This window comes from Achromobacter deleyi, from assembly GCF_016127315.1.
Lineage (GTDB): Bacteria > Pseudomonadota > Gammaproteobacteria > Burkholderiales > Burkholderiaceae_B > Achromobacter > Achromobacter insuavis_A.
In genome coordinates, this window is sequence record NZ_CP065997.1 from 6,311,128 (window position 1) to 6,336,382 (window position 25,255).

The following is a 25,255-nucleotide window of genomic DNA, read 5'->3' on the forward strand; positions in this document are numbered from 1 at the left end:
TCACCATGACTTCATCCCTGTCCGTCAACGGCAACCGGCTCTGGCAATCCCTGATGGATCTGGCCGAGATCGGCGCCACGCCCAAGGGCGGCAACTGCCGCCTGGCCCTGACCGCGCTCGACGGCCAGGGCCGCGACCTGGTCACCGGCTGGATGCGCGACGCCGGCCTGACGATCCGCGTGGACCAGGTGGGCAATATCTTCGCCCGCCGCGCCGGCCGCAACGACGCGCTGGCGCCGGTGATGACCGGCAGCCACATCGACACGCAACCCACCGGCGGCAAGTTCGACGGCTGCTTCGGCGTGCTGGCCGGCCTGGAAGTGATGCGCACGCTGAACGACGCCGGCGTGCAGACCGAAGCCCCGCTGGAACTGGCCATCTGGACCAACGAGGAAGGCTCGCGCTTCGTGCCGGTGATGATGGGGTCGGGCGTATTCGCCGGCAAGTTCTCGCTGGAGACGGCGCTGAGCGCGCGCGACGCCAAGGGCCTGGCGGTGCGCGATGAGCTGCAGGCGATCGGCTACGCCGGCGCCGAGCCGGTCGGCGGCCGCCCGGTGGATGCCTATTTCGAGGCCCACATCGAGCAGGGTCCGATCCTGGAGCACGAAGAGAAAGTGATCGGCGCGGTGACCGGTTCGCTCGGCCTGCGCTGGTACGACGTCACCGTGACCGGCATGGAAATGCACGCCGGCCCGACGCCCATGGGCATTCGCCGCGACGCGCTGTTCGCCGCCAGCTATCTGCTGCAGGCCGTGGTCAACATCGCCAACGCGCACCAGCCGCACGGGCGCGGCACGGTGGGCGAGATCCACGCGCACCCCGGCTCGCGCAACGTGATCCCGGGCCAGGTGCGCTTTACCACCGACCTGCGCCACGAAGACGAAGCCACCCTCACGCGCATGGACCAGGCCTGGCGCGACGCCTGCCGCGAGATCGCCGAAAAACACGGCGTGCAGGTGGACGTCAAAGACGTGCAGTACTTCCGCCCCACCCCGTTCGATCCGGACCTGATCGAAAAGGTGCGGCAAGGCGCCGCCCGCCGCGGCCTGCCGGCGATGGACATCGTCACCGGCGCCGGCCACGACGCCGTCTACATGGCCGCGGTGGCGCCCACCGCCATGATCTTCGTGCCGTGCAAGGACGGCATCAGCCACAACGAAATCGAGGACGCGCAGCCCGCGCACCTGGAAGCCGGCTGCAACGTGCTGCTGGACGCCATGGTGGCCCGCGCCAACGCCGCGCGCTGAACCGAGGACACGTCATGACCCTGCATACCCTCGAATACTGGCAAGCCCGCGCCGACGCGTTGACGCTGCGCGGCCAGGCCTACATCGACGGCGCCTACGCCGATGCCGCCGATGGCGCCACCTTCGCGGCCACCAGCCCGATCGACGGCCGCAAGCTGGCCGACGTGGCCGCCTGCGGCCAGGCCGACGTCGATCGCGCCGTGGCGGCCGCCCGCCGCGCCTTCGAAGCCGGCGTCTGGTCCGGCCTGGCGCCGCGCGAACGCAAGGCGCGCCTGGTGCGGCTGGCGCAGCTCATCACCGAACACAGCGAGGAACTGGCGCTGATCGAGACGCTGGACATGGGCAAGCCGATCCGCGACGCGCTGGCCTTCGACCTGCCCGAGACCGCGCATTGCTATGCCTGGTACGGCGAGGCCATCGACAAGCGCTACGACGAGATCGCGCCCACCGGCGGCAACGCGCTCGCCACCGTGACGCGCGAACCGCTCGGCGTGGTGGCGGCGGTGGTGCCGTGGAACTACCCGCTGCTGATGGCGGCGTGGAAAGTCGCGCCGGCGCTGGCCGCCGGCAACAGCGTCATCCTCAAGCCGGCCGAGCAGTCGTCGTTGAGCGCATTGCGGCTGGCGGCGCTGGCCGAGCAGGCCGGCATTCCCGCCGGCGTGTTCAACGTGGTGCCCGGCACCGGCCCGGTCGCCGGCAGCGCGCTGGGCCTGCATCCGGACGTCGACTGCGTGGCCTTCACCGGTTCCACCGCCACCGGCAAGCGCTTCATGAGCTATTCGGGCGAATCCAACCTGAAGCGCGTCTGGCTGGAATGCGGCGGCAAGTCGCCCCACATCGTCTTCGAGGACTGTCCCGACCTGGACCGCGCCGCGCAGATCGCCGCGCTGGCGATCTTCTCGAACCAGGGCGAAGTCTGCATCGCCGGCTCGCGCCTGTACGTGCACGACGCCATCTACGACACCTTCATGGAGAAGGTGGCCCGGCATGCGGCCGAGATGCGGCCGGGCAATCCGCTGGATCCGGCCACGGCGCTGGGCGCCATGGTCGACGAGCGCCAGACGCGTTCGGTGATGGCCCGCATCGCGGCCGGCCAGGCCGAGGGCGCGACGCTGCGCATCGGCGGACGGCAGGTGCGCACCGACAGCGGCGGCTTCTACATCGAGCCCACCATCTTCGATTGCGCCGATGCGTCCAGCGCGCTGATCCGCGAGGAGATCTTCGGCCCGGTGCTGGCGGCGCAGCGCTTCCATACGGAAGACGAAGCCATCGCATTGGCCAACGATTCCTCGTACGGCCTGGGCGCCGGGCTCTGGACCGCCAACCTGGGCCGCGCGCACCGCCTGTCGCGCCGCCTGCGCGCCGGCCTGGTGTGGATCAATTGCTATGCCGACGGCGACATCACCGTGCCGTTCGGCGGCGTCAAGCAATCGGGCTTCGGCCGCGACAAATCACTGCACGCGCTGGACAAGTACAGCGACCTGAAAACCACCTGGATCGACATCAGCCTGTAGCACCGCATGCACCTCGGCGTTCGCCGCATTGGTGCGCGGCGCCTTGCCTGCACCCATACGAAGCATTGTTGTAGCAGCTCCACCCCGCAGTTCCCCGAGAAACAGGTGGCACGAGGTTTGCTTGTCTTAAGCGGCACACGCCGCGTGACGCGCGGCCACCTGACAACCCTCTTCCAGCCCGGAGGCTCGCAGTGAAATCGAAGACTTGGTTCTCCCTCAGCATCGGCGCCCTGGTCCTGGCGGCCGCCTTGCCCGCCACGCAGGCCCTGGCCCAGACCAAGGGCGGCACGCTCAACATGATCGTCCAGCCCGAACCGCCCGTGATCGTCACGGCCATCAACCAGCAGGGGCCGACCCAGTTCGTCGCCGGCAAGATCTATGAAAGCCTGCTGACCTACACCACCGACCTCAAGCCGCAACCCGGCCTGGCCAAGTCGTGGGAAGCGGCGGCCGACGGCCTGACCTACACCTTCCACCTGCAGGACAACGTCAAGTGGCACGACGGCAAGCCGTTCACCGCCGACGACGTGGTCTTCACGCTGGCGGACATGCTGCCCAAGACCCATGCGCGGGCCCGCGTCATCCTGAACAAGTTCGTCGATTCGGTGCAGGCGCCCGACCCGAAGACCGTGGTCATCAAGCTGAAGTCGCCGTTCCCGGCCTTCATGCTGATGTTCGAGCCGGGCTTCGCGCCGATCATGCCCAAGCACATCTATGCCGGCACCGACTACATGGCCAATCCGGCCAACCAGAAGCCGATCGGCACCGGCCCGTTCATGTTCAAGGAATGGAAGCGCGGCGAGTACATCAAGCTGGTGCGCAACCCCGACTACTGGAAACCGGGCAAGCCCTACCTGGATGAGCTGGTGTTCAACGTGATCCCGGACGCGGCCTCGCGCGCGGTGGCGTTCGAGCGCGGCAGCGTCGACGTGCTGCGCGGCGGCGACGTCGACAACGTCGACATCAAGCGCCTGCGCGCCCTGCCGAAGGTCGAATACACGACGGCCGGCTGGGAAATGTTCTCGCCCCAGGCCTACTTGATCTTCAACATGCGCAAGCCGCCCTTCGACAACCTGAAGGTGCGCCAGGCGGTGATGGCCGCGATCAACCGCAACATGGTGGTCAACAACATCTTCTTCGGCCTGGGCAAGGTCTCGACCAGCCCGTTCGTGACCACCGAGATGTTCTACGACAAGAACATGCCGCCGATGCCGTTCGACATGAAGAAGGCGCGCGAGCTGATCAAGGAATCGGGCATCAAGCCCGGCGACTACACCATCCGCCAGTTGAGCTTCCCCTACGGCTCGACCTGGGACCGCCTGGGCGAATACACCAAGCAGGCGCTCGAACAGCTGGGCTTCAAGGTCAACCTGGAATCGACCGACGCCGGCGGCTGGGCCAGCCGCACCGGCAACTGGGACTTCGACCTGACCACCAACTTCACCTACCAGTACGGCGATCCGGCGCTGGGCGTGCAGCGCCTGTACATCTCGTCCAACATCGTCAAGGGGTCGCCGTTCGCCAACGTGCAGGGCTACAGCAACCCCGAGACCGACAAGCAGTGGGAAGCCGCCGCGTCCGAAGTCGATCCGGCCAAGCGCCAGGCGCTCTACACGCAGCTGCAGACCACGCTGGTCAATGAAGTCGCCAACGGCTTCCTGGTGGACATGGAGTTCCCCACGCTGTATCGCGCCAACGTCAAGAACCTCGTCAGGACGGCCATCGGCCTGAACGAGTCGTTCGACGACGTCTACATCGAGAAGTAAACGCCGCAAGCCGCGGGCGGCGCCATCCGGCCCGCCCGCGGCGCCCGGCCGCGCGACGGACGTCCGCGCCCGTCCACGGAGGACCCACAGCATGAAATTCCTGTCTTTCCTGGTTTCGCGCATCGGCAAGGCCCTGGTGGTCGTGCTGGGCGTGGTCATCATCAATTTCTTCCTGATCCGCCTGGCGCCCGGCGACCCCGCCGCCGTGCTGGCGGGGCAGGCCGGCGCGGGCGATGCCGCCTACGTCGAGCAACTGCGCGTCGCGTTCGGGCTGGACAAGCCGGTGCTGACGCAGCTGTTCCTGTACCTGAAGGGCGTGGTCCAGCTGGACCTGGGCTTTTCCTACCGCAACCACGTGCCGGTGCTGGACCTGATCGTCGAGCGCCTGCCCGCCACCTTCCTGCTGATGTCCTGCGCCTTCGTCTTCTCGATCGTGCTGGGCGTGCTGCTGGGCGTGGTCGCGGCCAAGGCGCGCTACCGCAACAAGCGCCGCTGGATCGACAGCTCGGTCATGACCGGCGCCCTGCTGCTATACGCCACGCCGCTGTTCTGGCTGTCGCTGATGGGCATCCTGCTGTTCTCGGTGGTGCTGGGCTGGCTGCCGGCGTTCGGCATGGAGACCGTGGGCGCCGGCCTGACCGGGTGGGCCCGTGCGGGCGACATCGCCCAGCACCTGATCCTGCCGACGGTGACGCTGGGCTGCTTCTTCATGGCGGTGTACGTGCGCCTGACGCGGGCCTCGATGCTGGAAGTGATCGGCATGGACTTCGTCAAGACGGCGCGCGCCAAGGGCGTCAGCCCCAGCCGAGTGATCCGCGCCCACGTGCTGCGCAACGCGCTCTTGCCGGTGATCACCTTCGCCGGCATCCAGCTGGGCCAGATGGCCGGCGGCGCGGTGCTGACCGAAACCGTGTTCGCCTGGCCGGGCATCGGCCGGCTGATGTTCGATGCGCTGCTGCAGCGCGACTACCAGCTGCTGCTGGGCATTTTCCTGGTGACCTCGATCATGGTGGTGGTGTTCAACCTGTTGACCGACGTGCTGTACCGCCTGATCGATCCGCGTATCGGCGCGGGCGCGCAACAAGGAGCCTCGGCATGAAGCAATTCGCCCGACGCTATATGCGCAACTACGGCGCGGTGGCCGGACTGGCCATCGTGCTGGCCGTGGTCATCGTGGCGCTGGCCGCGCCGCTGCTGTACCAGGATTCGCCCTGGATGATGGTGGCCGATCCGCTGATCCCGCCCTTCACCGACGCCGCCTACCCGTTCGGCACCGACATGCTGGGCCGCGACATCACCGCCGGCCTGGTGTGGGGCGCGCGCGTCTCGCTGATGGTGGGCCTGCTGTCGACCGCGGTGGCGCTGGTGTTCGGCATCGTCGTCGGCGCCATCGCCGGCTACTGCGGCGGCCGCGTCGATGACCTGCTGATGCGCTTCACCGAGTTCTTCCAGACCATTCCGCAGCTGGCGATGGCGGTGGTGCTGGTGGCCATCCTGAGCCCCTCGATGTATTCGATCATGGGCGCGATCGCGGTGGTGTCGTGGCCGCCCGCGGCGCGCCTGGTGCGCTCCGAGTTCATGACGCTCAAGCAGCGCGAGTTCGTGCAGGCGGCCATCGTCATCGGCCAGACGCCGGCACGCATCGTCGGCACGCAGATCCTGCCGAACGCCATGTCGCCCATCATCGTCTCGGCCTCGTTCATGGTGGCCACCGCCATCCTGACCGAATCGTCGCTGTCCTTCCTGGGGCTGGGCGATCGCAACGAGATGAGCTGGGGCTTCATGATCGGCGCCGCGCGCACCATGATCCGCGAAGCCTGGTGGATGAGCGTGTGGCCGGGCGTGGCGATCCTGCTGACCGTGCTGGCCATCAACCTGATCGGCGAAGGCCTGAACGACGCCCTCAACCCGCAACTGCGCAAGCGCGGCGAATAGGAGACCGGCATGAACGCTTCCCCGCCCCTGCTGTCCATCCAGAACCTCAGCATCGCCCTGCCCCGCGGCGGCGACCGCCCGTTCGCGGTGCAGGACGTCTCGTATGACATCCACGCCGGCGAGATCCTCTGCATCGTCGGCGAATCGGGCTCGGGCAAGTCCATGAGCGCCAACGCCATCATGGGCCTGCTGCCCGACTACCTGACGCCGCAACAGGGCCGCATCCTGTTCCGCGGCGCCGACCTGCTGCGCCAGGACGAAGCCACGCTGCAAGGCATGCGCGGCAAGGACATGGCGATGATCTTCCAGGAACCGCTGTCGGCGCTGAACCCGCTGATGACCGTGGGCGAACAGATCAACGAGGTCATGCGGGTCCACAACGCCTACCCCGGCCCGGAACGCATGCTGCGCACACTGGAACTACTGGCCTTCGTCGGCCTGCCCGATCCGGCCACGCTCTACCACGTCTACCCGTTCCGCCTGTCGGGCGGCCAGCGCCAGCGGGTCATGATCGCGATGGCGCTGGCGCTGGAACCGGCGCTGCTGATCGCCGACGAGCCGACCACCGCGCTCGACGTCACCACCCAGGCGCAGATCCTGGCGCTGATCGCCCGCATCCAGAAGGAAAAGGGCATGGGCGTGATGTTCGTCACCCATGACTTCGGCGTGGTCGCCGAGATCGCGCACCGGGTGGCGGTGATGGAGAAAGGCGTGCTGGTCGAACAGGGCCCGGCCGAGGAAGTGCTGAACCGTCCGCGCCATCCCTACACCCAGCGCCTGATCGCGGCGGTGCCGCATCGCCGCGGCGAGGAACGCGCCGCCGCCGAGCAGGAACGGCCGGTGCTGGAAGTGAAGGACCTGAAGAAGACCTACGTCATCGGCCACGGCTGGCTGGGCGGCAAGCGCGAGGTGCACGCGGTCGACGGCGTCAGCTTCAGCGTGCGCCGCGGCGAGACGCTGGGCATCGTCGGCGAGTCCGGCTCGGGCAAGTCGACCATCGGCAAGTGCCTGCTCAAGCTGGTCGGCATCAACGGCGGCCAGCTGATCTTCAACGGCCAGGACATCGCCGCCATGCCGGAGTCGCGCTTCCGGCCGCTGCGCAAGGACATCCAGATGATCTTCCAGGATCCCTTCGCCTCGCTCAACCCGCGCCATACCGTGGGCCGCATCATCAGCGACGGCCCGGTCGCCAACGGCGTGCCGCGCGCGCAGGCCGAGGCCCGGGTGCGCGAGCTGCTGTCGCTGGTGGGGCTGGACCCGTCCGCCTTCGACCGCTACCCCAACCAGTTCTCGGGCGGCCAGCGCCAGCGCATCGGCATCGCCCGCGCCCTGGCGCTGGAGCCCAAGGTGCTGGTGGCCGACGAATCGGTGTCGGCGCTGGACGTGTCGGTGCAGGCCCAGGTGCTGCAGCTGCTGCACGACCTGCAGCAGCGCCTGAAGATCGCGCTGGTGTTCATCACCCACGACCTGCGCGTGGCCGCGCAGATCTGCAATTCCGTGCTGGTCATGCACCGGGGCAAAGTGGTGGAATACGGATCGCCCAGCCAGATTTTCGACAACCCGCAGCACGCCTACACGCAACAACTCATCGCCGCCGTGCCCGGCCAGCACTGGGATCCGACCCAGGCGCAGGCCGCGGCCTGAAGCGGCCATCACCACCAGGAGACTCGCATGCAACGCCCCCCCGCCGTGCCCACCGTCCAGATCGACAACGACCAGGTCACCGTCACCGAATGGCGCTTTCCGCCCGGCGGGGAAACCGGCTGGCACCGTCACGGCATGAACTACGTGGTGGTGCCGCAGACCACCGGCCCGCTGCTGCTGGACACCCCCAACGGCCAGGTCACCAGCCAGCTCACCACCGGCGTGTCCTACTACCGGCCGGTGGGCGTGGAGCACAACGTCATCAACCCGGGCGACACCGAGTTCGTGTTCGTCGAGATCGAGATCAAGCAGCCAGGGCAGGCCCCGGACTCCGGCTGTTCGCACTGACGCGCAAAGGAACACCATGAAGGCGTTTTTCTCGGAAGAACAACTGCTGCACACGCCCCAGCAGTTCATGCGGCTGGGACGCATCAGCGCCCCCACCGACCTGCCCTCGCGCGCCCACAGCCTGCAAGGCGCGCTGGCCGCCCGCGGCATCGCGGTCGAGGCGCCGCCCGACTACGGCCGTCAGCCGCTGGAAGCCATCCACAGCGCGGACTACCTGGACTACCTGGAAACCGCGTTCACCCGCTGGCAGGCGCTCAAGGCCCCGGGCGTCGATCCCGGCCCCGAAGTGCTGCCGAACCTGTCGCCCTACTACAGCGGCCGCGTCGAAACGGCGGGGCGCGGCCCCTGCCCGTCGCCGTCGATCGTGGCGCAGACCGGCTACTACCTGAGCGACCTGTCCTGCCCCATCGGCCCGCATACCTGGCGCTCGGCGCTGCGCTCGACCCATAGCGCGGTGGCCGCGGCCGAACACGTGGCCGCCACCGGCGGCTCGGCCTATGCGCTGTGCCGGCCATCGGGCCACCATGCCCACCGCGACCGCGCCGGCGGCTTCTGCTACCTGAACAGCAGCGCGGCCGCCGCCGCCCGGCTGTTGCAGACCTGGTCCAAGGTGGCGGTGCTGGACGTCGACGCGCACCATGGCGACGGCACCCAGAACATCTTCTACCAGCGCGCCGACGTCATGACGGTGTCGCTGCACGCCGACCCCACCGGCTACTACCCGTTCTACACCGGCTATGCGCACGAACGCGGCCACGGCGCCGGCGAGGGCGGCAACCTGAATCTGCCGCTGCCGCACGGCGCCGGCAACGACCCGTTCCTGCGGGCGCTGGACTCGGCGCTGGCGGCGCTGGCCGGCTATGGCCCGCAGGCGCTGGTGCTGGCGCTGGGCTTCGACACCTACAAGGACGATCCCATCAGCGTGCTGAAGCTGGACATCGACGCCTACCGCGACATCGGCGCGCGCGTCGCCAGCCTGGGCCTGCCCACGGTGGTTGTGCAGGAAGGCGGCTACATGGTGCAGGCCATCGGCCCGGCGCTGGACGCGTTCCTGCAAGGCCTGGCCCGCGCCTGAGCCACGCCATGGCCACCTCCTCCGCCACGGCGCCCGGCGCCATCCCGGCCGCCGGTTCGCGCCAGGCCGGCATCCTGCTGTTCTTCGCGGCGCTGGTGGCCTTCGCCACCTTCGACGCCGGTTCCAAGCAGATGCTGATGCGCTACCCGGCGCCGTTCCTGAACATCATGCGCTATCTCGCCGTGGCGACGCTGGCGCTGGGGCTGCTGTGGCGCCACGGCTGGCCGGACCTGCGCGGCGCGCCGCAAAAACCCCTGCTGATCCTGCGCGGCCTGATGCTGGCAACGGTCGGCACCTGCTTCATGACGGCGCTGATCTGGATGCCGCTGTCCGAGGCCACGGCCATCTACTTCACCTCGCCGCTCATCATGGTCGCGCTGTCGCCCTGGCTGCTGGGCGAACGGGTGCGGCCGGTGCAATGGGCGGCGGTGGCGGCCGGCTTTGCCGGCATGCTGCTGATCGTGCGGCCGGGCGCCGACCTGCCGGCGCTGGGCACGCTGCTGATGGCGGTCTCGGCGGTCAGCTACGCCATTTTCCAGGTGCTGACCCGCAAGCTGTCGGGCAAGGTGGCCGGCCCGGTGCAATACGCCTACACCGCCTTCATCTGCCTGATCGTCACGGCCCTGCCCGCGCCCTTCTTCCTGCCGGATCCCTGGCCGGACCTGACGGACATGGCCTTGATCGTGGGCCTGGGCGCCTGCAGCGGGCTGGCGCAGATCCTGTTGATCGCCGCCTTCCAGCGCGTCTCGGCGGCCACGCTGGCGCCGCTGAACTACTTCCAGCTGCTGCTGGCGGTGGCTTTCAGCACCTTCTGGTTCCAGCGTCCGCCCGACGGGCTGGCGCTGACCGGCATCGCCATGATCATGGCGTCCGGCGTGTTCCTGGCGCTGCGGCGCGCCGGCTGACGCCGGGATCAGGTGGTTTCGCGCCGCACCAGCGTGAAGCCCAGGTCGACGTGGCGTTGCGCGATAGGCTGGCCGGCCAGGTGGCGCATCAGCAATTGCGCCGCCTCCCGGCCGATCTCGTAGCGTGGCGTGGCGATGGTGGACAGTGGCGGCGTGGTCCAGGCGGTGCCCGCGAAGTCATGGAACCCCACCAATGCCACCTGGCCGGGAACGCTCACGCCCAGGCGGCCGCACTGGAACACCGCCCCTTGCGCCAGGTCGTCATTGCAAAAGAAGACGGCGTCGCAGTCCGGATGCCGCGCCAGCAGCGTTTCCAGCAACGTCGCGCCCAACGCGATCGAGGACTTCTCGGGCGTCATGATTTCCAGCGCGGGATCGTACAGGCCGGCCTCGCGCAGCGACTGCCGGCATCCATCGCAGCGGCGCAGCGACCGCGGATCGAGCTGCGCGCCGACGATGCCGATGCGCCGATGGCCGCGCTCCACCAGATGGCGGCCGGCGGCATAGCCGGACTCGAACTGCGAGAAACCGACGCTCATGCCCTCGTTGCCCGTCAGCGTCTCGATCGTGTGCACCGTAGGCATGGCTTGCGCCCGCAGCAGTTCCCAGACGCCGGGATTGTGGTCGATGCCGGTCAGGATCAGGCCATCGGGCAGATGCTGCAGGTACTTGCGCAGCAACGCCTCTTCGGCGTCGGGCGAATACCCGGTGACGCCGATCAGCAAGTGGTAGCCCTGCTCGTCCAGCACGTCCTTGATGCCGGTGATGATATCCACGAACACCACATTGCTCAGCGACGGGATCAGCACCACGATGGTCTGCGACCGCGCCGACGCCAGCGCGCTGGCGGCGTGGTTGGGCACGTAGCCCAGTTCGCGGCAGACCTCGGCGATGCGCAGGCGCACCGCCTCGGCCACCTTGTCGGGCGTGCGCAGGGCGCGCGACACCGTGATCGCGCTGACCCCGGCGCGGTCGGCGACCTCTTGCATGGTCACCCGTCCGGCGCGGGTGCTGCGGGGCTTGCGGATGGACATCGAGCTGACTGGGCGGTTGGCGAGCACGTAGTCTGACCTAAAGATCAGGGCTTGCCAAACCAAAAATGTTAGCGCTAACATTACCCTCGCGATATCCATAAGAATTCCGGAAAACGGAAAAGAGGAGACAAGCATGCAAGGATCCCCAAAGGGGCGGCCTGGCGGCGGCGCGCTGGCGCGCGCGGCCGACTGGTGCGCCCGGTTGCAGACCTGGCTGATGGTGGCCTGTCTGGTGGTCATGGTGGTGCTGCTGTTCGGCAACGTCGCCATGCGCTACCTGTTCAACTCCGGCATCAACGCCTCCGACGAGGTCTCGCGCCTTGCCTTCGTCTGGCTGATCTTCCTGGGCTCGGTGCTGGCGTTGCGCGATCACCAGCACATCGGCGTGACGATGCTGGTGGAACGCTTCGGCCCCGCCGCGCGCCGCGTCTCGCACATCTTCTGCCAGCTGCTGGTGTTGTGGGTGCTGTGGCTGATGGCCGACGGCAGCTGGACGCAGACCCTGATCGGGCTCGACACGCGCCTGCCGGTGACGTCGATGCCGCTGGCGGTCTTCAACGCCGCCGCGCTCTATGCCGCCGTCGCCATGGGCCTGCTGACCCTGTTCGACCTGATCCGCGTGCTGGCGGGCGGCCCCCTGCCCGCCGAATCCAGTCCCGAAGACCCGCTGGTCTGACCCGCCCGCCCCTCTGCTCGGACCCGCCCCATGATCCTGACCGTCTTCCTGCTGGTGCTGCTGGGCTTCATCGCCCTGGGCATGCCGATCGCGTTCGCGCTGCTGTTGAGCGCGATCGCCATGATGTTCCAACTCGATTTCTTCGATACCCAGATCCTGGCGCAGAACATGCTGTCCGGCGCCAACAGCTTCACGCTGATGGCGGTGCCGCTGTTCATGCTGGCCGGCGAACTGATGAACGCGGGCGGCATTTCGCGCCGCATCGTCAACCTGGCCAGCATGTTCGTCGGCCACATCCAGGGCGGACTGGGCTACGTCGCCATCTTCGCCAGCGTGCTGCTGGCGGCGCTGTCCGGCTCGGCCGTGGCCGACGCGGCCGCGCTCGGCTCGCTGCTGATTCCGATGCTGCGCGAAAAAGGTTACGACGCCGGCCAGGCCTCGGGCCTGATCGCCGCCGGCGGCATCATCGCCCCGATCATCCCGCCGTCGATCTCGTTCATCATCTTCGGCGTCGCCACCAACGTCTCCATCACCAAGCTGTTCTTCGCCGGCATCGCGCCCGGCCTGATGATGGGCCTGACGCTGGTGGCGGTATGGACCTGGGTGGCGCGCAAGCACGGCGCCATCAAGCCGATGCCGCGCCAGCCGTGGCGCGCCCGGCTGCGGGCGCTGCGCGAATCGGCCTGGGCGCTGATGCTGCCGGTCATCATCATCGGCGGCCTGCGCGGCGGCATCTTCACGCCGACCGAGGCGGCGGTGGTCGCCGCCGTCTACGCGCTCATCGTCAGCCTGTTCGTCTACCGCGAGATCGGCCTGCGCCACCTGCTGCCGCTGTTCATCAACGCCGCCCGCACCACCGCCGTGGTCATGTTCCTGGTGGCCGCCGCCATGGTGTCGTCCTACATGATCACGCTGGCCGATATGCCGCAGGACCTGATCGCGCTGCTGGAGCCGGTGCTGGACCAGCCCAAGCTGCTGATGTTCGCGCTGCTGGTGCTGCTGACGCTGGTCGGCACCGTCATGGACCTGACGCCCACCATCCTGATCCTGGCGCCGGTGCTCATGCCGGTCGTCACCCAGGCCGGCATCGACCCCGTCTATTTCGGCGTCATGTTCGTCATGGTCGGCTGCGTCGGCCTGCTCACGCCCCCGGTCGGCACCGTACTCAACGTGGTCTGCGGCGTCGCCCGCATCAACATGGAAACCATCTGCAAGGGCGTCTGGCGCTATGTCGTGGCCTACACGCTGCTGCTGGTACTGCTGGTGATCTTCCCGGAACTGATCACCGTCCCCGCGAGCTGGATGCACTGAGGCCCGCCAACAGCGGCGTCGGCACGACGCCACACAGAAGAAGCCAAGGAGGAACACCATGAACAAGCCTTTCAAGACCCGCCTCATCCTGCTGGCCGCGGCCCTGTCCTGCGCCTTCGCCGGCGTGGCCGCGGCCGCCGACGTCAAGCCGCGGCTGATCCGCTTCGGCTACGGCCTGAACGACGACAGCGTGCAGGGCCGCGCCGCGCGCCACCTGGCGCAGGAGCTGGAGAAGCTCAGCGGCGGCAAGCTCAAGATGAAGACCTTCGGCTCGGCCAACCTCGGCTCCGACGAGCAGATGCAGAGCGCGCTGGTCGGCGGCGTGCAGGAAATGATGGTCGGGTCCACCGCGCCGCTGGCCGGCATGGTCAAGGAATTCGGCGTCTTCGACCTGCCGTTCCTGTTCAACAGCGAGAAGGAAGCCGACGCCGTGCTCGACGGCCAACTGGGCCAGGACCTGCTCAAGAAGCTCGAAGCCCGGGGCCTGATCGGCCTGGTGTATTGGGAAAACGGCTTTCGCAACATGACCAACTCCAAGCGCCCCATCGTGCGCGCCGAGGACATGCAGGGCATCAAGCTGCGCGTGATGCAGAACCAGATCGCGCTGGGCGTGTTCAACACCCTGGGCGCGAATGCCGTGCCGATGCCGTTCTCGGAACTGTTCACGGCGCTGGAAACCCGCACCGTCGACGGCCAGGAAAACCCCATCACCACGATCCAGAGCAGCAAGTTCTACGAAGTGCAGCCCTACCTGACGATCACCCGCCACGTCTACACGCCCTGGGTGGTGCTGGCCTCCAAGAAGTGGTGGGACAAGCTCTCGCCCGACGAGCAGCAGCTGGTGCGCCAGGCCGCCGAGGCCTCGCGCGACTTCGAACGCAAGGACAGCCGCGCCGACTCGCTCAAGGCGATGGGCACGCTGGAGCAGGCCGGCATGAAGATCAACACCGTGTCGCCCGAAGAAGTCGCCCGCATGCGCGAAAAAGTGCAGCCCGTGGTCGACAAGTACACCCAGGAGCTGGGCCCGGAACTCATCCAGCAACTGAACGCCGAGATCGGCAAGGCACGCAATTAGGCCCGGCCAAGGCCGGCGGCCGAAGCACCGAGAGCACAGGAAGCACGAGAGGCACCCATGACCGACACTCCCCGCAAGCTGCGCAGCCAGAAATGGTTCGACGATCCCGCCCACGCCGACATGACGGCGATCTACGTCGAGCGCTATCTCAACTACGGCCTGACGCGGCAGGAGCTGCAATCGGGCCGCCCCATCATCGGCATCGCCCAGACCGGCAGCGACCTGGCGCCCTGCAACCGGCACCACCTGGCGCTGGCCGAGCGCGTCAAGGCCGGCATCCGCGACGCCGGCGGCATCCCGATGGAATTCCCCGTGCATCCGCTGGCCGAGCAGGGTCGCCGCCCGACCGCCGCGCTGGACCGCAACCTGGCCTACCTGGGCCTGGTCGAGATCCTGCACGGCTATCCGCTGGACGGCGTGGTGCTGACCACCGGCTGTGACAAGACCACGCCCGCCTGCCTGATGGCGGCGGCCACCGTCGACATCCCCGCCATCGTGCTGTCGGGCGGCCCGATGCTGGACGGCTGGCACGATGGCCAGCGGGTCGGTTCCGGCACCGTCATCTGGCACGCCCGCAACCTCATGGCCGCGGGCAAGCTCGACTACGAAGGCTTCATGACGCTGGCCACGGCCTCCTCGCCGTCGGTCGGCCACTGCAACACCATGGGCACCGCGCTGTCGATGAACTCGCTGGCCGAGGCGCTGGGCATGTCGCTGCCGACCTGCGCCAGCATCCCCGCGCCCTACCGCGAGCGCGGACAGATGGCTTACGCCACCGGCATGCGCATCTGCGACATGGTGCGCGAAGACCTGCGCCCGTCACGCATCCTGACGCGCGAGGCGTTCGAGAACGCCATCGTCGTCGCCTCGGCGCTGGGCGCCTCCAGCAACTGTCCGCCGCACCTGATCGCCATGGCCCGCCACGCCGGCATCGATCTCAGCCTGGACGATTGGCAGCGGCTGGGCGAGGACGTGCCGCTGCTGGTGAACTGCGTGCCCGCCGGCGAACACCTGGGTGAAGGCTTCCACCGCGCTGGCGGCGTCCCGGCTGTGATGCACGAACTGCTCGTCGCCGGCCGGCTGCACGCCGGCTGCGCCACCGTGTCCGGCAAGACCATCGGCGAGATCGCGGCCGCCGCCAAGACCCGCGACGCCGACGTCATCCGCGGCTGCGACGCGCCACTCAAGCACCGCGCCGGCTTCATCGTGCTGTCGGGCAACTTCTTCGACAGCGCGGTCATCAAGATGTCGGTGGTGGGCGAATCCTTCCGCCGCGCCTATCTGTCGGCGCCCGGCGACGAGAACGCCTTCGAGGCGCGCGCCATCGTGTTCGAGGGTCCGGAGGACTACCACGCGCGCATCGACGATCCCGCGCTGAACATCGACGAACACTGCATCCTGGTCATTCGCGGCGCCGGCACCGTCGGCTATCCGGGCAGCGCCGAGGTCGTCAACATGGCGCCGCCGGCGCACCTGATCAAGCGCGGCATCGACTCGCTGCCGTGCCTGGGCGACGGCCGCCAGAGCGGCACGTCGGCCAGCCCGTCGATCCTGAACATGTCGCCCGAGGCCGCAGTGGGCGGCGGCCTGGCGCTGCTGCGCACCGGCGACCGCATCCGCGTCGACCTGAACCAGCGCAGCGTGATCGCGCTGGTGGACGAGGCCGAGATGGAACGGCGCCGGCAGGACCCGCCCTACCAGCCGCCAGCGGCGCAGACGCCGTGGCAGGAACTCTACCGGCAACTGGTGGGACAGCTGTCCACCGGCGGCTGCCTGGAGCCCGCGACGCTGTACCTGAAGGTGGTCGAGACCCGCGGCGACCCGCGCCACTCGCACTGACGGCGGGGCCTCAGGCCTTGAAGAACTGATTGAACGCGGCCCATTGCGTGAACAGGCCGGGCCACGCATGCACCAGCGAGTCCGGCTTGCCCATGCCCCAGCCATGCTTGCCGGCCGCGAAGATATGCATCTCGGCCGGCACGCCCAGGCGCCGCAGCGCGCCGAACATCAGCAGGCTGTTGTCCACCGGCGAGATCGGATCGTCCTGCGCCTGCGCCAGGAAGGTCGGCGGCATCTGTGCCGTCGCCAGATGGTCGACCGAGAACGCCGCGCTCTCCTCGGCGGAGGGGTGCTCGCCGACGATCGAACGGCGGGCATGGGTGTGGTCGAACGGCGGCATGAAGGTCAGCACCGGATAGATCAGCCCGGCGAAGTCCGGCCGCGACGACAGCTTGTCGGCCTCATCGACCGGCTGGTAGCGCGCCACGCCCGGGGTGGCGGCGGTCATGCCCGCCAGATGCCCGCCCGCGGAAAACCCCAGCACGCCGATGTGTCCGGTATCCAGGCCGAACGCCTGCGCCGACGCGCGGATCACGCGCATGGCGCGCTGGCCGTCCTGCAGCGGCGCCACCGCGGGCCAATGCTCGCCCGGCAGGCGGTACACCAGTTCAAAGGCGGTCACGCCCTGCGACTGCAGCCACAGGCTGGCGGGCGTGCTTTCCGTGCCGCGCTCGATGTGGGCATAGCCGCCGCCGGCGATCACCAACATCGCGCTGCCGTTGGGACGCTCCGGCCGGTACACCACCAGGCGCGGCCGCGACACCCGCGTGACCGAGCCCTTGGCGCTGACCTTCTCGGCCTCTTGCGGACCAGGGCCGCCGGGCGCGCGATTGTCCGGCCACAGGTCGATGCTCTGCTGGCCGCTGGGCGCGGCGATGGCCATCGCCGGCTCCGTCATCATGCCCAGCGCGGCGCTCGAGAGGCCGGCGAACAGGAGTTCTCGTCGTTTGATATGCATGGTTCTTCCTCGCGGGCCCGCAGCGCCGGGCGGGCGACACACCCGCCGGCCGAGCCGCGCTGCAGGCCATTTAAGCAGAGAAAGACGCCCGCCAAGGCAAGCGGCAAAGTCACGTTGGTTTCGACGCGTTACGCGCGCCGCAGCCGTTCGATCAGGCTTCAGGCGCCTGCCGCCGGACCGTCCCGATCAGGCCGGATTTTCGTTTCGGAATCAAGCGGTTGCGGGCTGGGACGCGTCAGCACATAAGCGGCGCTTGCAAGGAAAAACAGCCCCACGCCAGATGCAAGCAAAAGCGACGGCTTCGCCCCCCACCAGAACAGGCCGTAGCCCACCGCCATGCCCAGCGACGCATAGCACTTGCCCTTGCGCGACACCGCGCCCTGCTCGCGCCAGGCGCGCAGCGACGGCCCGTAGGTCGGACTGTCCAGCAGCCAGCGCTCCAGCCGCGGCGACGAACGCGAAAAGCAGCCCACCGCCAGGATCAGGAAAATCGTCGTCGGCATCACCGGCAGGAAGGCGCCGATCACGCCCAGCGCCAGCATCAGGCAACCCAGGATCAGCCACAGTGCTCTCATCATGATGGGGTGCAGGATAACGCAGTTGCATGGGCCCGCCGTGAATCGGGACAGCCCGCCGGGGAAAGCGCGAGAGCGTCATGCCCCGATCACAAAGACGCCTGGAACATTTGCCGCCGCCTCCGGTCACATCCCCTCGCGCCACGACCGGCCTCGCCCCAGGAGACACCCTTGACCCAAGAAATGCCCCGCGCCAAGCCGCCACGGCCCGACAATGCGCTCGTCGCCACGCCCGCCGCCCCGGAGATGACGCCGCTGGCCCACATGAAGAAAGCCCTGGCCCAATTGCAGGCCGGCCGCCAGACGCCGGAACGGGTCCAGGCCGCGGGACTGCTGGCCAGCGCCATCGCCTGGATCAATATCCTGACCTGCAGCTAGCGTCCTCCCTTCACGGGACGGGACCAGCTCACCTCAGTTCAGTTCGGCTCGCCGCGCCACGACGCAAAGCGCCACGCCACGACACGCCGCCGTCAGTGCTGCGCGGGCTCCGGCATCTTCGCGCGCAGCATCTCCAGGAACCGCGGACTGCCGCGCCCGCCCGCCTGCCGCGCCTTGGCGACCATGGTCCAGGCATCCGCGTACTGGCCGTTCCAGTAATACGCCGTGGCCCACGAGTTGTAGAGATAGGCCTTGTCCGGCTCCACCCGCTCGCCATTGCGGTACAGGGCGTCCGAGCGCGCGATCATGGCCGCGCGCTCGGGGCCGGTCAGCGTCGTGTCCTGCGCCGCGCAGCGCGCGGCGATGCGTCCGGCATCGGCATAAATGCCCTGGAACGATGGCGGCTTCAGGGTCAGCGCCTTCTCCATCATTTTCATCGCGTCGCAGAATTTGTTCTGGTCGTGCAGCACCGCCGCGAATCCCGTGTAGACGCCGGGGTTGTCCGGGTTCATCAGCCAGGCCTGGTTGAAGCGCCGCGTGGCCGTGCCCAGCTGGTCCGCCTGGTAGAACCGGAAGCCCTGCTCCACCCACGCCTGCGCCGCATTGGCGCGCGAGCCGAAGGCGCTCGTCGCGTCCGCGATCAGCTTGTCGTCCGCCGCCTTCACCGCCGGCGCCGAACGATCAACGCCGCCATACATCGGAATCTCGTCCGCTCGCGACTGCTGCGCGACCGGCGCGGTGGCCAGGCATCCCGCCAGCGACAGGCAGGCGCTCACGACGGCAAGCTTGAACAGTAAGACGCGCATTGATTCTCCCAGGTGAGGCCCAAGACTATCACCGAAACCGGAGCGCGCGGATCGAGCCTGATATGCTCTAGTCATCTAGATGTCACCAAGGAGCGATATCGTCGCGGTCGGTCCCTGTCCACGAAGGCATCCCATGCTCACCCTGCCCACAATCGAGAACCTGTTCGCCCACCACGGCGCCGCCTACTACGGCGGCGAGGCCATCAGCCAGACCCAGCACGCGCTGCAATGCGCGCAACTGGCCGAGCAGGCCGGGGAATCGGAAGCCGTGATCGTCGCCGCGCTGCTGCACGACATCGGCCACCTCATGCTCGCCGAAAGCATCACCACCGACATGCGCCACCAGGAAGTCGCCGCCGACGCCCTGGCCCAGCTGTTCAACGACGACGTCACCACCCCGGTGCGCCTGCACGTGGCCGCCAAGCGCTACCTGGGCGCCATCGAACCGGCCTACCTGGACACGTTGTCACCGGCATCGGTGCAGAGCCTGGAACTGCAAGGCGGCGTCTTCACGCCGGCCCAGGCCGACGCCTTCGCCACCCAGTCGCACGCCCTGGCCGCCGTGCGGCTGCGCCGCTACGACGACCTGGCCAAGGTGGTCGGTTTGTCGACGCCGACGCTGGGACACTACATGCAAATGGCGGAGCGCTGTTTGCGGGCGGGCTGACCTGGAAGACGCCGGGACGACGGCCAACCCGGCGCGCCTGTTATCCGCGGATTGTCTGCAAGTCTGAAATATGGCCACCACGTCTGGCAGGTCTTCGAGAAAGAACCAATCATTTGACGCGGCGTGATTCAAAAGTCACGCCGACTCAAAACCGGCCGCTGATGGCCGGCCTCAGGTTCTTCCCGGAGATAACGTGAACAGTCCCGCCATGCAAACCATGATGTACGACGCCAATCGCAAAAGCGTCGGCGTGGCCTATCTATTATGGTTTTTCCTGGGCGGCTTGGGCGGCCACCGCTTCTACAGCGGCAAAAGCGCCAGCGCCGCCGCCATGGTGATCCTGACGGTGCTGGGAATCGCGCTCAGCGGCATCGGCGTGGGTTTCCTCATTCTGTTCGCCGTGGCCGCCTGGGTCATCGTGGACGCCTTCCTGGTTCCGGGGTGGATCCGCAATGCCAATATGATCCTGGCGGCGAAGCTCTCGAGCGGGATCTAGCGCAATGGAAATCGGGCGAAAAAGCAAAAAGCCGCGAAAGTCTCAGACTGTCGCGGCTTTTCAGGGTGGCGCTTGACTAGCTCGATCAAGCACTCACTTTGCAGGAATTTGGTAGGCGGTATTGGAATCGAACCAACGACCTCCACGATGTCAACGTGGCGCTCTAACCAGCTGAGCTAACCGCCTGCAAAGAAGAAGAATTATATAGTGCTTTTTTAAACTCTGCAAATCGTCTTTTCAGATTTTTTGCTGTTTTTATTGCGCCCCGAAAAATATCGCGAGCTTTCACTCACATTATTCTTCATACGCACACTACAACCTTCCCTATCTCTTCGCGTCTGCGGCATGCACCGCAGCAACGAAGACCGAGATTCTATCAGAACTTTTTATTCCTTGCTCGACCTCGACGCCGCTGCTCACATCGACCGCCCACGGCCGCACCGACTGCACCGCGCCGGCGACGTTGTCGGGGGTCAGCCCCCCGGACAGGATCAGCGGACGCGAGACGGAATCGGCCTTCACGTCGGCGAGCAAGGTGTAGTCGAAACCATGGCCGCTGCCGCCGTAGCCCGCGCTGTAGCTGTCGAACAGCCAGCCAGCGGCTTCACCATAGGCGCGGCAATACGACGCCAGGTCTTCGGCCGTCGCCAGGCCCGGCGCGCCCGCGCGAAACGCGCGCAGGTAGCGGCGGCCATAGCGCGCGCACTCCTGCGGCGTCTCGTCGCCGTGGAACTGCAGCAGTTCGGGACCGGCCTCGTCCAGCACGGCCTGCACGTCGGCCGGGTCGGGATTCACGAACAGCGCCACCACGTCGACGAAGGCCGGCACCGCGCGGCGCAGTTGCGCGGCGCGGGTCGGCGTGACATAGCGCTTGCTCTTGGGATAGAAGACGAAGCCGATCGCGTCGACGCCGGCCGAGACGGCGGCGTCGATGTCTTCTTCGCGGGTCAGGCCGCAGATCTTGATGCGTGTGCGCATGGAATTCATCGCTTGCGTCGCCCAGCGCGACGGATGCGGTCAGTATAAGGCGAGCGTGCCCCACGCCCCGGCGCCTGTCGGGCCCAGGCAACAGGCCCGGCTCAAGCCGCCGGCTGCCCCAGGTTGGCCATGAGCGAATCGAATCCGCCTTCGGCCACGCGGAACCAGGGAATTTCCTTGTCGCGAAAGGCGGTCATGCTCTCGTACAGCTTCTTGAACATGGGGTCCCTGGCGCTCAATTCCTGGTAGAGCTTGAGCGCGGCCTCGTGCGCGGCCTGCAGCATCGGCTTGGGAAAGGCCTTGAGTTGCGCGCCCCGCTGCACCAGCCGGCGCAGCGCGTCGGGGTTGCCGGCATCGTACTTGGCGATCATGTTGGCGGTGGCCATCCGCGAGGCCAGCCCGAGCGCCGCCTGGTAGGACTTGGGCAACTCGTCGTGCGCGGCCTGGTTCACATAGAGCGACAGCTGCAACGTGCCCGCCCACCAGCCGGGAAAGTAGTAGTTGCGCGCGACCTTGTAGAGCGCCAGGCTCTCGTCGTCGTGCGGGCCGATCCAGGCCACCGCGTCGACGCCGCCCTGCTCCAGCGCCGCGTAGGTGTCGGCAATGGGCAGGTCGACGGGCTCGGCGCCCATGCGGGCCAGCACCTGGCGGGCGAAGCCGCCGGCCTTGATCTTCAGGCCGCGCAGATCGTCCAGCGTCTTGACCTCGCCCCGGAACCAGCCGCCCATCTGCGCGCCCGTGAAGCCGCAGGGAAAGTTCAGGATGCCGTATTTGTCGAACAGCACGCGCGTCAGCGCCAGCCCTTCGCCCTGCAGCATCCAGGCATTCATCTGCCGGGTGTTCAGGCCGAACGGCACGCCGGCATCGAAGCACAGCGCGGGATCGGTATCGAAATAGCGCGTCGATGCGGTGTGGCCGCAATCGACGATGCGTTGCTGGACCGCGTCCAGCACCTGGCCGGCATCGACCAGGTCGCCGGCCGAGAAGATCTCGATGCGGAACTTGCCGTCGGTGACGTCGCTGACGTAGCGCGCCACGTCCTCGGCGCCGGCGAACAGGGTCGGCGATTCGTTCGGAAAACTGGAGGCCAGCCGCCACGAGACGGCCGGCGCGTCCTGCGCGTAGACCGGCGCGGCGATCGCGGCGCCGCTCGCGGCCCCCAGGGCGGTTCGTTTCAAAAACGCACGGCGTTGCATGAGACAGTCCTCCAGTGGGCGCCCGCGGGCGTCCGGCTAGGACGGGCTGCCCGGCGCTTGGGTAAAGGGCGCCAGCAGCACGGCCCCGCCATCCAATTCGTCCAGGCCGAATTCGTCCGGATACTCGATGGCCGACAGATACAGGCCATCGGGAGAAAACGTGGGCGCGCCGCGCCGGCGGTCGCGCCATGACAGCAACTGCGCCATCCAGTCCACCGACTCGCGGCCCTGCCCGACCTGCAGCAGCGCCCCCATGATGTTGCGCACCATGTGATGCAGGAACGCGTTGGCGCGCAGCGTGAACACCAGGAACGGGCCGCGCTCTTCGATATCGAGCCGGTGCATCACGCGCACCGGATGCTTGGCCTGGCACTGCGAGGAACGGAAACTGGAAAAATCGTGTTCGCCCAGCAAGGCGCCCGCGGCCGCGCGCATCGCCTCGACATCCAGCGGGTGATGGCACCAGCCGGCGCGGCCGGCCCACAGCGCGGGACGCACGCGCCCGCGCCACAGCAGGTAGACGTAGGTGCGGGCACGGGCAGAGAAACGGGCGTGAAAATCGTCCGGCACCGCCTTGGCCCATTGTACGGAAATGCTCGGCGGCAGGAACGCGTTGGCGCCGCGTACCCACGACTCCATGCGGCGCTCGAGGGGAGTATCGAGATGAACCACCTGCATCGCGCCATGCACGCCGGTATCCGTGCGGCCGGCGCAGATAGTGGGTACCGCGTCCTTCACGCCGCAGAACTGCGCCAGCGCGGCTTCCAATGTGTCCTGCACCGTCTGCCGGTGCGGCTGGGTCTGCCAACCCTGCCAGGCGGAGCCGTCGTACGCCAGCCCCAATGCAACTCTAGACATCGTTCAAACCCGAGGACCGCTGGCCGGGCGCGGTTCGTTCGTGGGCGGCTCATCCAGGTCGAGGCTGATGGAATCGAGCTTGCGGTTCAGCGCCGCCGTGTCCAGCGCCGGCTCGTTGTAGGCATAGGTTTCCTCGTCATCGTCGCCGCGCCGCGCGCCCGCGCGCCGCAGCACCCAGGCGATGGCGAAGGCGATCAGCGCCAGGACGGCGGTGACGATGACGAGAAGATTGTCGGCCAGCCAGGCCGGCATGGAAGAAGTCAAATCCTTATCCTTGGTGTTGCTGGCCGCCGCATCCGCGGCGGCCTTGTCTTGTTGCGTGGCGGCCGTCGATGCGCCGGCGGCGCCGCTGGCGCCTGGAGCGCCCGAGGCGCCGGGCGTGCCCGCAGCTCCCGGGGCGCCTGCCGCGCCTGTGGCACCGGTTGCGCCCGTGGCCCCCGTGGTTCCCGTGGCGCCAGCAGCCCCTGCGGCGCCGGTCGCGCCCGCTGCACCCGCTGCACCCGCAGGACCCGCAGCGCCCGTTGCGCCGGTCGCGCCCGCTGCACCCGCTGCACCCGCAGGACCCGCAGCGCCCGTTGCGCCGGTCGTGCCCGCTGCGCCCGGAGCGCCTGCCGTCCCGCTCGCGCCAGTCGAACCGGAAGCGCCTGTTGCACCACTTGCACCTGTCGCCCCCGGCGCACCAGCGGCACCCGTCGCGCCCGGCGTGCCGGTCGCTCCCGCTGCGCCTGTTGCACCCGCTGCACCCGGCGAACCCGCAGCGCCAGCCGCTCCGGAGCCACCCGTGGCCCCAGAAGCACCGGCCGCCCCGGCGGCGCCCGATGCACCCGCAGCACCCGCGGCGCCAGAGGCGCCGGCAACACCGGCGCCCGACCCGGACGCGCCCTGCCCGCCCACGGCCTTGTTCAATTCATCGACGTTGCTTTGCAACTGGTTCACGCGCCCTTCGGCATCCGCCATGGCGCGCTCGTTGGAGGTGCGCTGGTCCGCCTGCGCGTCGGCCTGCGCCGCCGCGCCCCCCTGGGCCTGGCCCGAGGACAACCGCACCCGGTCCTGCGGCTGCGAAGCGCTCGCCACGCCGCTGTCGCCAGGCTTGGCCACGGTGCCGGACGCCGCGTCCTGGCCCTTGACCACCGACGGATTGGCGCCGGCCGCCGCGCCGATGCGCGCGCGGTAGCGGGCGAACGCCTCGGCATGTTCATTGAAGATGCGGCGCGCCTCGGCCGGATCCACCGCGCGCACCGTGGCCGCATCGGGAATCACCAGCTTCTGCCCCGAGCGCACCAGATTCATGTTGTTCTGGATGAAGGCCTCGGGGTTGGCGCGCCACAACGCCACCAGCATCTGGTAGATCGAGGCCTTGGGCACGGCGTTGCGCTGGGCGATGGCGTACAGCGTATCGCCCGACTTGACGTTGACCGCCCCTGCCGTGCCGCCCGCGCGGCCGGGCGTGCCCACCGCGGCCGGCGTGACGTCGGCGCCCGCGCCGCGCAGCGGCACCAGGATGCTGACCTGCACCTGCCGCTGGCCCGAACTGGAACTGATATCGAGCAACAGGTCGACCGCGCCGCCGGCCGGCGCCTGCGTCGATCGCACCCGCAGGTTCTTGCGGGTCGGATCCATGCCGTCCTCGACCCGCACCACCAGGCTGGCCAACGGCGCCGGCGGCTTCAGGCCCGCGCGCTGCCAGGCCGCCTCGTCGGCCACCGACACGCGCAGCGACGACACTTCGTCTGGCGTGAGTTCCTGCAGCCCGACCAGCGCCTGCAACGGCGTGCCCGGCGCCGACACCACGCGCGAATGCCCCACCCGCATCGCCAACGCCGGGCTGCAAGCGCTCGCGCCGATCGCCAGCGCGATCGCCCACTGGAGGGCCTTCAAACGGCGGGCATGCTTCACTTGGCGCGAACGCTGGGTCATAAGCTGGAATTCCGTTCTTATCGTCGATTTTCGGGCGAGGGCCTGTTCGCGGCGATC

Annotated in this window: 24 protein-coding genes and 1 tRNA gene; 16 read left to right on the forward strand and 9 right to left on the reverse strand. The window is 68.3% G+C overall.

Translation table 11 applies throughout. The features are described 5' to 3' along the window. The first annotated feature begins 5 nt into the window (after nt 1-5). From I6I07_RS28495 to I6I07_RS28535, 9 genes are all read left to right on the forward strand, one after another. The gene (locus I6I07_RS28495) at nt 6-1,247 is read left to right on the forward strand and encodes a Zn-dependent hydrolase (protein ID WP_420094531.1); all 1,242 of its coding nucleotides are present in this window, start codon (nt 6-8) and stop codon (nt 1,245-1,247) included. Between the two features lie 14 nt (nt 1,248-1,261). Continuing rightward, nucleotides 1,262-2,761 (forward strand): aldehyde dehydrogenase, encoded by a 1,500-nt coding sequence (locus I6I07_RS28500; protein ID WP_198484632.1) that lies wholly within the window; start codon nt 1,262-1,264, stop codon nt 2,759-2,761. Nucleotides 2,762-2,952: 191 nt separating this feature from the next. Further along, a complete protein-coding gene (locus I6I07_RS28505) occupies nt 2,953-4,527 on the forward strand; it encodes an ABC transporter substrate-binding protein (protein ID WP_198484633.1) in 1,575 nt (524 codons plus the stop codon). Between the two features lie 91 nt (nt 4,528-4,618). Next, on the forward strand, nt 4,619-5,626 hold the full coding sequence (locus I6I07_RS28510; RefSeq protein WP_061071784.1) for an ABC transporter permease: 1,008 nt from the start codon (nt 4,619-4,621) through the stop codon (nt 5,624-5,626). Further along, complete coding sequence (locus tag I6I07_RS28515; protein ID WP_006394041.1) at nt 5,623-6,462, forward strand: ABC transporter permease; 840 nt, start codon at nt 5,623-5,625, stop codon at nt 6,460-6,462. The genes I6I07_RS28510 and I6I07_RS28515 overlap by 4 nt, the downstream gene beginning before the upstream one ends. A gap of 9 nt (nt 6,463-6,471) precedes the next feature. Continuing rightward, a complete protein-coding gene (locus tag I6I07_RS28520) occupies nt 6,472-8,106 on the forward strand; it encodes an ABC transporter ATP-binding protein (RefSeq protein WP_198484634.1) in 1,635 nt (544 codons plus the stop codon). A gap of 27 nt (nt 8,107-8,133) precedes the next feature. Beyond that, entirely contained in the window at nt 8,134-8,454 is a 321-nt protein-coding gene (locus I6I07_RS28525; RefSeq protein ID WP_006387975.1) for a cupin domain-containing protein, read from the forward strand. A gap of 16 nt (nt 8,455-8,470) precedes the next feature. After that, nucleotides 8,471-9,529: a histone deacetylase family protein gene (locus tag I6I07_RS28530; RefSeq protein WP_198484635.1), complete on the forward strand. Its 1,059-nt coding sequence runs from the start codon at nt 8,471-8,473 to the stop codon at nt 9,527-9,529. Between the two features lie 8 nt (nt 9,530-9,537). After that, nucleotides 9,538-10,434 (forward strand): DMT family transporter, encoded by an 897-nt coding sequence (locus I6I07_RS28535; protein ID WP_198484636.1) that lies wholly within the window; start codon nt 9,538-9,540, stop codon nt 10,432-10,434. Nucleotides 10,435-10,442: 8 nt separating this feature from the next. Here I6I07_RS28535 and I6I07_RS28540 read toward each other — a convergent pair whose 3' ends face one another. After that, on the reverse strand, nt 10,443-11,468 hold the full coding sequence (locus I6I07_RS28540; RefSeq protein WP_198487710.1) for a LacI family DNA-binding transcriptional regulator: 1,026 nt from the start codon (nt 11,466-11,468) through the stop codon (nt 10,443-10,445). Between the two features lie 133 nt (nt 11,469-11,601). On the opposite strand from I6I07_RS28540, the gene I6I07_RS28545 reads away from it, so the two are divergent. The 4 genes from I6I07_RS28545 to I6I07_RS28560 are packed head-to-tail and all read left to right on the forward strand — an operon-like array spanning nt 11,602 to nt 16,369. Beyond that, on the forward strand, nt 11,602-12,144 hold the full coding sequence (locus tag I6I07_RS28545) for a TRAP transporter small permease (RefSeq protein WP_054432375.1): 543 nt from the start codon (nt 11,602-11,604) through the stop codon (nt 12,142-12,144). Nucleotides 12,145-12,174: 30 nt separating this feature from the next. Next, nucleotides 12,175-13,455, forward strand: a complete 1,281-nt coding sequence (locus I6I07_RS28550; RefSeq protein WP_054432376.1) for a TRAP transporter large permease — start codon at nt 12,175-12,177, stop codon at nt 13,453-13,455. A gap of 58 nt (nt 13,456-13,513) precedes the next feature. Continuing rightward, nucleotides 13,514-14,530, forward strand: a complete 1,017-nt coding sequence (locus I6I07_RS28555) for a TRAP transporter substrate-binding protein (protein WP_198484637.1) — start codon at nt 13,514-13,516, stop codon at nt 14,528-14,530. A 57-nt stretch (nt 14,531-14,587) separates the two neighbouring features. Next, on the forward strand, nt 14,588-16,369 hold the full coding sequence (locus I6I07_RS28560) for an IlvD/Edd family dehydratase (protein ID WP_198484638.1): 1,782 nt from the start codon (nt 14,588-14,590) through the stop codon (nt 16,367-16,369). Nucleotides 16,370-16,379: 10 nt separating this feature from the next. Here I6I07_RS28560 and I6I07_RS28565 read toward each other — a convergent pair whose 3' ends face one another. Together I6I07_RS28565 and I6I07_RS28570 are read right to left on the reverse strand one after the other, a co-directional pair. Beyond that, complete coding sequence (locus I6I07_RS28565) at nt 16,380-17,327, reverse strand: alpha/beta hydrolase (protein ID WP_198484639.1); 948 nt, start codon at nt 17,325-17,327, stop codon at nt 16,380-16,382. 158 nt (nt 17,328-17,485) lie between these two features. Then, entirely contained in the window at nt 17,486-17,905 is a 420-nt protein-coding gene (locus I6I07_RS28570; RefSeq protein WP_198484640.1) for a YbaN family protein, read from the reverse strand. Between the two features lie 168 nt (nt 17,906-18,073). Between I6I07_RS28570 and I6I07_RS28575 the strand changes: the two genes are divergently transcribed. Further along, on the forward strand, nt 18,074-18,280 hold the full coding sequence (locus I6I07_RS28575) for a hypothetical protein (RefSeq protein WP_198484641.1): 207 nt from the start codon (nt 18,074-18,076) through the stop codon (nt 18,278-18,280). Nucleotides 18,281-18,372: 92 nt separating this feature from the next. Here the strand turns inward: I6I07_RS28575 and I6I07_RS28580 are convergent, their stop codons facing one another. After that, nucleotides 18,373-19,086 (reverse strand): hypothetical protein, encoded by a 714-nt coding sequence (locus I6I07_RS28580; RefSeq protein ID WP_198484642.1) that lies wholly within the window; start codon nt 19,084-19,086, stop codon nt 18,373-18,375. Nucleotides 19,087-19,219: 133 nt separating this feature from the next. Here I6I07_RS28580 and I6I07_RS28585 point away from each other — a divergent pair, with 133 nt between their 5' ends. Continuing rightward, nucleotides 19,220-19,753 carry a phosphonate degradation HD-domain oxygenase gene (locus tag I6I07_RS28585; RefSeq protein ID WP_198484643.1) on the forward strand — a complete coding sequence of 178 codons (534 nt, stop codon included), beginning with the start codon at nt 19,220-19,222 and terminating at the stop codon, nt 19,751-19,753. Between the two features lie 193 nt (nt 19,754-19,946). Continuing rightward, a complete protein-coding gene (locus I6I07_RS28590) occupies nt 19,947-20,249 on the forward strand; it encodes a TM2 domain-containing protein (RefSeq protein ID WP_232625806.1) in 303 nt (100 codons plus the stop codon). A gap of 109 nt (nt 20,250-20,358) precedes the next feature. Here the strand turns inward: I6I07_RS28590 and I6I07_RS28595 are convergent. The 5 genes from I6I07_RS28595 to I6I07_RS28615 form a co-directional block, all read right to left on the reverse strand. Then, nucleotides 20,359-20,435: transfer RNA gene (locus I6I07_RS28595), tRNA-Val, on the reverse strand. Nucleotides 20,436-20,573: 138 nt separating this feature from the next. Continuing rightward, a complete protein-coding gene (locus tag I6I07_RS28600) occupies nt 20,574-21,227 on the reverse strand; it encodes a phosphoribosylanthranilate isomerase (protein WP_232625808.1) in 654 nt (217 codons plus the stop codon). A 101-nt stretch (nt 21,228-21,328) separates the two neighbouring features. Then, nucleotides 21,329-22,423: a TRAP transporter substrate-binding protein gene (locus I6I07_RS28605; RefSeq protein WP_198484645.1), complete on the reverse strand. Its 1,095-nt coding sequence runs from the start codon at nt 22,421-22,423 to the stop codon at nt 21,329-21,331. A 36-nt stretch (nt 22,424-22,459) separates the two neighbouring features. Then, complete coding sequence (truA, locus tag I6I07_RS28610) at nt 22,460-23,281, reverse strand: tRNA pseudouridine(38-40) synthase TruA (RefSeq protein ID WP_198484646.1); 822 nt, start codon at nt 23,279-23,281, stop codon at nt 22,460-22,462. Nucleotides 23,282-23,284: 3 nt separating this feature from the next. Then, nucleotides 23,285-25,198 (reverse strand): FimV family protein, encoded by a 1,914-nt coding sequence (locus tag I6I07_RS28615; protein ID WP_198484647.1) that lies wholly within the window; start codon nt 25,196-25,198, stop codon nt 23,285-23,287. Nucleotides 25,199-25,255 lie beyond the last annotated feature (57 nt).

What these genes read in the sequence shown, in the direction of transcription:
- I6I07_RS28565 (WP_198484639.1), bottom strand. Translation starts at nt 17,327, where the DNA reads ATGCATATCAAACGACGAGAACTCCTGTTCGCCGGCCTCTCGAGCGCC.
- I6I07_RS28540 (WP_198487710.1), bottom strand. Translation starts at nt 11,468, where the DNA reads ATGTCCATCCGCAAGCCCCGCAGCACCCGCGCCGGACGGGTGACCATG.
- I6I07_RS28615 (WP_198484647.1), bottom strand. Translation starts at nt 25,198, where the DNA reads ATGACCCAGCGTTCGCGCCAAGTGAAGCATGCCCGCCGTTTGAAGGCC.
- I6I07_RS28600 (WP_232625808.1), bottom strand. Translation starts at nt 21,227, where the DNA reads ATGCGCACACGCATCAAGATCTGCGGCCTGACCCGCGAAGAAGACATC.
- I6I07_RS28560 (WP_198484638.1), top strand. Translation starts at nt 14,588, where the DNA reads ATGACCGACACTCCCCGCAAGCTGCGCAGCCAGAAATGGTTCGACGAT.
- I6I07_RS28530 (WP_198484635.1), top strand. Translation starts at nt 8,471, where the DNA reads ATGAAGGCGTTTTTCTCGGAAGAACAACTGCTGCACACGCCCCAGCAG.
- I6I07_RS28550 (WP_054432376.1), top strand. Translation starts at nt 12,175, where the DNA reads ATGATCCTGACCGTCTTCCTGCTGGTGCTGCTGGGCTTCATCGCCCTG.
- I6I07_RS28585 (WP_198484643.1), top strand. Translation starts at nt 19,220, where the DNA reads ATGCTCACCCTGCCCACAATCGAGAACCTGTTCGCCCACCACGGCGCC.
- truA (WP_198484646.1), bottom strand. Translation starts at nt 23,281, where the DNA reads ATGTCTAGAGTTGCATTGGGGCTGGCGTACGACGGCTCCGCCTGGCAG.
- I6I07_RS28515 (WP_006394041.1), top strand. Translation starts at nt 5,623, where the DNA reads ATGAAGCAATTCGCCCGACGCTATATGCGCAACTACGGCGCGGTGGCC.
- I6I07_RS28510 (WP_061071784.1), top strand. Translation starts at nt 4,619, where the DNA reads ATGAAATTCCTGTCTTTCCTGGTTTCGCGCATCGGCAAGGCCCTGGTG.
- I6I07_RS28525 (WP_006387975.1), top strand. Translation starts at nt 8,134, where the DNA reads ATGCAACGCCCCCCCGCCGTGCCCACCGTCCAGATCGACAACGACCAG.
- I6I07_RS28605 (WP_198484645.1), bottom strand. Translation starts at nt 22,423, where the DNA reads ATGCAACGCCGTGCGTTTTTGAAACGAACCGCCCTGGGGGCCGCGAGC.
- I6I07_RS28535 (WP_198484636.1), top strand. Translation starts at nt 9,538, where the DNA reads ATGGCCACCTCCTCCGCCACGGCGCCCGGCGCCATCCCGGCCGCCGGT.
- I6I07_RS28555 (WP_198484637.1), top strand. Translation starts at nt 13,514, where the DNA reads ATGAACAAGCCTTTCAAGACCCGCCTCATCCTGCTGGCCGCGGCCCTG.
- I6I07_RS28545 (WP_054432375.1), top strand. Translation starts at nt 11,602, where the DNA reads ATGCAAGGATCCCCAAAGGGGCGGCCTGGCGGCGGCGCGCTGGCGCGC.
- I6I07_RS28570 (WP_198484640.1), bottom strand. Translation starts at nt 17,905, where the DNA reads ATGATGAGAGCACTGTGGCTGATCCTGGGTTGCCTGATGCTGGCGCTG.
- I6I07_RS28500 (WP_198484632.1), top strand. Translation starts at nt 1,262, where the DNA reads ATGACCCTGCATACCCTCGAATACTGGCAAGCCCGCGCCGACGCGTTG.
- I6I07_RS28520 (WP_198484634.1), top strand. Translation starts at nt 6,472, where the DNA reads ATGAACGCTTCCCCGCCCCTGCTGTCCATCCAGAACCTCAGCATCGCC.
- I6I07_RS28580 (WP_198484642.1), bottom strand. Translation starts at nt 19,086, where the DNA reads ATGCGCGTCTTACTGTTCAAGCTTGCCGTCGTGAGCGCCTGCCTGTCG.
- I6I07_RS28495 (WP_420094531.1), top strand. Translation starts at nt 6, where the DNA reads ATGACTTCATCCCTGTCCGTCAACGGCAACCGGCTCTGGCAATCCCTG.